A 4487-nucleotide genomic window follows, 5' to 3' on the forward strand; every position below is an offset into this window, starting at 1 on the left:
CGGCGATCGCGCGCCGCGCACGCGCGGCGTGGTGATGCAGGCGCAACGGTTCCGGCGCGAGCTGCACCGCCGGCGGGCGCCGCAGCGCGAGCGCGAACAGCGCCTCGACGCCGCAGCGCACCGGATCCGGCAGGCCGCGCGCGGCGGGCGTCGGCTCGGCGCGCACGCCCGGCACCGCCAGCGCCGTCGCCTGCTCACCGTCCATGTCCCACGCCCACAGCGGGATCTCCGCCCCGCGCTCCACCAGCCGCGCGTTGTAGAGGTACTGCACCGTGCGTTCCAGTTCGTCCGCCTGCGCGCCCGCATCGGACGCCGGCGCGATCAGGCGCGACAGCACCGGCTGTCCGTGCTCGAGGAACACGTGACGCAGGCCGGCGGGCGTGGGCAGCACCACCAGCAACGCCGGCGGCGGTTTGCCCGCGGCGCGGACCCAGGCGCCGGCGAGCAGCGATACCGTCCACACGCCGGCGATCGCCCGGCCGCTCTCGGCGAGCGGTCGCAGATGCGCATCCAGCGTGTGCGCCACCGGCAGCCCGAGGAACAGCCAGTCCACCGTCTTCGGCGTGCGTCCGGGCCCGATGCGGTAGGCGGTGCGGTAGCCGGTCTCGCGGAACTCCTGCTGCAGCCGGCGCGCCACCAGCGCGGCCAGATCGCGGCCGCCCAGCCGCGGCAGGGTGGCGCGGATCGGCGCCTCCTCGACGAAGTCCGCCACCACCACGACCGCGCTGCGCGCCGCTTCCGCGCCCGGCCGCAACCAGTGTTCGCCTCCGGCACCGAGATAGAGCAGGTCGCGCTTCATCACATGCGGATCTTCGAGATGGTGTCGTAGATCGGCCCGAGCACCGCCAGCATCATCCAGCCGAGCACGACGCCGAGCACGACCGTGAGCGTGGGCTCGATCATCGACTGGATGCGGCCGATCGCCTCGCGCACGTCGCGCGCGTAGAAATAGCTGACGTTCTTCAGCGAGCCGTCGACGTCGCCGGTGTGTTCGCCCACCTTCAGCATGCGGATCACCAGCGGCGGGAACAGGCCGACGGTGGCGAACGCCTCGGCGATCGACACGCCCTGCGCGATCAGTTGCCGCGTGCGGCCGATGGCGTCGCGCACATCCAGGTTGCCGGCCGCCTCCTCGCAGTGGCGCAGGCTGTCGATCACGGTGATGCCGGCGCCGTACATCAGGCCGAAGGTGTTGGCGAACCGCGCCAGCAGGATCTTCTTCACCACCTCGCCGAACACCGGAAGGCGCAGCAGGGTACGGTCGATCGCATGCCGCACGCGCGGGTCGCGCCGGGCCGCCACCGCCAGCACGACGATGGCGAGCACCGGCGCGCCGATCACCGCGAACCACCACTCGACGAAGAACTCCGACACCGCGATCAGCAGCCGCGTCTGCAACGGCAGCTCCTGCCCCATGTTGCGCAGGAACGCCACCAGTTGCGGCACCAGGTAGATCATCAGGAAGAACACCACGCCGGTGATCACCGTGGCCACGAACGCCGGATACATCAGCGCCTTCTTGGCCTGCGCGGTGAGTTCGTCCTGCCACTTCAGGCTGTCGACGATCTCCGCCAGCACCTCGGGCAGCTTGCCGGTGACTTCGCCGGCGCGGATCAGGCCGACGGTGAGCGGGCTGAACACCTGCGGGTAGGCGGCCACCGCGTCGGAGAAGGTCGAGCCGGTCTCGATGCGGTCGCGCAGGCCGCCGGCCAGCTCGCGCATCGGCAGCGTCTCGGCCGAATCGCGCAGGTCGGTCAGCGCATCGAGGATCGGCACCCCGGCGCGCAGCAGCGATTCCATGTGCACGAAGAAGTTGATGCGGTCGCGACTGCCGATGGTCTGCCGGCGCGCGACGAACGTGCTCTGCCGCACCTGCGTGGTGCGGATCAGGCTCAGGCCGATGCGCGCGAGCCGGCCTTCGAGCTCCGGCACGTTCAGCGCCTCGGCCTGGCCGGTGACGACGCGGCCGTCGACGTCCACCGCGCGGTAACGGTACTGGGTCATGCCGCCACCATCGCCGTCAGGTCGACCACGCGCGAGACCTCCTCGATCGTGGTCACGCCCTCGCGCACGCGGCGCATGCCGTCGGCGGCCATCGGCACGAAGCCCTGGCGCTCGGCGTAGGCGTTCATCTCGCGCAAGGTAGCGCGGCGCGCCACCATCTCGTCGAGGGTGTCGTCGAACTTCAGCATCTCCATCATCGCGAAGCGGCCGCGGTAGCCCTGGAAGCCGCAGCGTTCGCAACCGACCGCGCGGTACAGCGTGGCGTCCTCGTCCGGCGCGATGCGCAGCAGCGTGCGCTCCACGCCGTCGGGCGCGTAGGGCTCGCGGCAGTGCACGCACAGCTTGCGCACCAGGCGCTGGGCGACGATGCCGATCACGTTGCCGGCGATGACCTCCGGCTGGATGCCCAGATCGAGCAGGCGCGGGATCGAGCGGATCGCCGAGTTGGTGTGCAGCGTGGTGAACACCTGGTGGCCGGTCATCGCGGCGCGGAACGCCATCTCGGCGGTCTCGCGGTCGCGCACCTCGCCGACCAGAATGATGTCCGGGTCCTGCCGCATCAGCGAGCGGATGCCTTCCGCGAAGCTCAGCCGCAGCGTCTCGGCGACCGAGGTCTGGCGGATCATCGACATCGCGTACTCGACCGGATCCTCCAGCGTCATGATGTTGACGTGCTCGCTGTTGCGGTAGTTCAGCACCGAATACAGCGTCGTGGTCTTGCCCGAGCCGGTCGGGCCGGTCACCAGCAGGATGCCTTCCGGGCGCGCCAGCATCAGCTTCAGCAGCGCCAGTTGCTCCTCGCGCAGGCCGAGATCGTCGAGCGCGACGATGCCCTTCTTGCGGTCGAGGATGCGCAGCACCACGTTCTCGCCGTGGATGGTCGGCTGCACCGCGGCGCGGAAGTCGATGTCGCGCCCGGCCAGCACCAGCGAGATGCGGCCGTCCTGCGGCGCGCGGTTCTCGGCGATGTTCATGCCCGACAGGATCTTCAGCCGCACCAGCATCGCCGGCCAGTAGCGCCGGTGCAGCACGCGCACCTGGCGCAGCACGCCGTCGATGCGGTAGCGAATGCGCAGGAACATCGGCTCCGGCTCGAAGTGCACGTCGGAGGCGCCCAGCAGCACCGCATCGGCCAGCAGCGCGTCGATCAGCCGCACCACCGGATGGCTGTACTCGTGCGCCTGATCGGCGGCGAGCGTGGCGAAGTCGATCTCGCCGGTTTCGATCTCGTGCAGGATGCCGTCGATCGACAGCTCGTGGCCGTAGTACTGCTCGATCGCGCGCAGGATCTCGCCCGAGGCCGCCAGCCGCCATTCCGGCTCGGCGCGGTCGCCGAGCAGGGCGCGGATCTGGTCCATCGCGATGATGTCGTTGGTGTCGGCGATGGCGATCGTCAGCCGGCGGCTGTCGCGGTCGAGCGCGACCGGGAAGGCGGTGTAGCGGCGCGCCACCTCCTTCGGCACCAGCTTCAGCGCCTCGCGGTCGACCAGGATCGAACCGAGCGAGATGCCGGCGAAGCCGAGGTTCTCCGACAGCGCCTCGCGCAGCGTCTCCTCGGTGAGGAAGCCGAGCGCGACCAGCACCTCGCCGAGCGGCTGTTTGATGCGGCTCTGCTCCAGCAGCGCGATCTTGAGCTGGTCGGCGGTGATCAGCCCGCGGGCGATCAGCTCTTCGCCGAGGCGGCGCTTGGGCGGGGCGGCGAGCACGGTCATCGGCCGGCGCTCTCCCGGTCGATCGCCTGCAGGCGACGCTGCGCGGCGGCGGCGTCGAACGCGTGCGGGCCGGCTTCGGCGAGCTGCAGCGCGCGGCGGTAGTGCTCGGCGGCCAGCTTCGGCTTGTGCAGGCGGTCGAGCGCGACGGCGACGTTGAACGCGTAATCGGCGTTGTCCGGCGCCAGCGCGTACGCCTGGAAGTAGGCCTGCTGCGCCTCGCTCCAGCGCGCCTGCGCGGCCAGCGCGTTGCCGAGCGCGAAATGCAGCGGCGCGGCGTCGGGTTTGTCGGCCAGCGCGCTGCGCAGGCGGCTTTCGGTGGCGCCGCCCTCGTCGAGCCCGCCCAGTTCGGCGAGCGCGGCCAGCGCGACCGGATGGCCGGGCTCCAGATCGAGCACGCGGCGGTAGCCTTCGACGGCGGTCGCGGTATCGCCGCGGCGCTCGGCGATCGCCGACAGCCCGAGCAGCGCATCGGGATGGCGCGGCGAGCGCCTCAGCGCCTGGCGGTAGAGCGTCTCGGCCTCGTCCAGCCGCTGCGCGTTCAGCGCCTCGTAGGCGCGCTGCAGCAGCGCCGGCTGCGCTTCGCCGCGCACGAAGCGCGGCGCGCGGCCGTCGTCGTACGGTTCGTCCGCGGCCGCGGGTTCGGCGCGGCGCGAACGGCGCAGCGCCGGCGCGGGGGTGTCGAGCGCCGCGGCGGGTGGCGCCGCCGTATCGGCGGCAGCCGTAGCCCCATCGCCGGTTGCCGCCGGCATGGGGGCGGGCGGAGCGGGCGGC

Annotated in this window: 4 protein-coding genes; all 4 read right to left on the bottom strand. The window is 71.8% G+C overall.

All coding sequences use genetic code 11. The features are described from left to right. The coding region (locus FQY64_RS14500) for a hypothetical protein (protein ID WP_222431798.1) at positions 1-799 on the bottom strand (799 nt) is incomplete at its 3' end. Beyond that, positions 799-2004, bottom strand: a complete 1206-nt coding sequence (locus tag FQY64_RS14505; protein WP_146475430.1) for a type II secretion system F family protein — start codon at positions 2002-2004, stop codon at positions 799-801. The genes FQY64_RS14500 and FQY64_RS14505, both read right to left, overlap by 1 nt. After that, on the bottom strand, positions 2001-3716 hold the full coding sequence (locus FQY64_RS14510; protein WP_146475432.1) for a GspE/PulE family protein: 1716 nt from the start codon (positions 3714-3716) through the stop codon (positions 2001-2003). The genes FQY64_RS14505 and FQY64_RS14510 overlap by 4 nt, the downstream gene beginning before the upstream one ends. Then, the coding region (locus tag FQY64_RS14515; RefSeq protein ID WP_222431799.1) for a tetratricopeptide repeat protein at positions 3713-4487 on the bottom strand (775 nt) is incomplete at its 5' end. The genes FQY64_RS14510 and FQY64_RS14515, both read right to left, overlap by 4 nt.

The sequence above is a fragment of the Vulcaniibacterium thermophilum genome, from assembly GCF_007923255.1.
Lineage (GTDB): Bacteria > Pseudomonadota > Gammaproteobacteria > Xanthomonadales > Xanthomonadaceae > Lysobacter_F > Lysobacter_F thermophilum.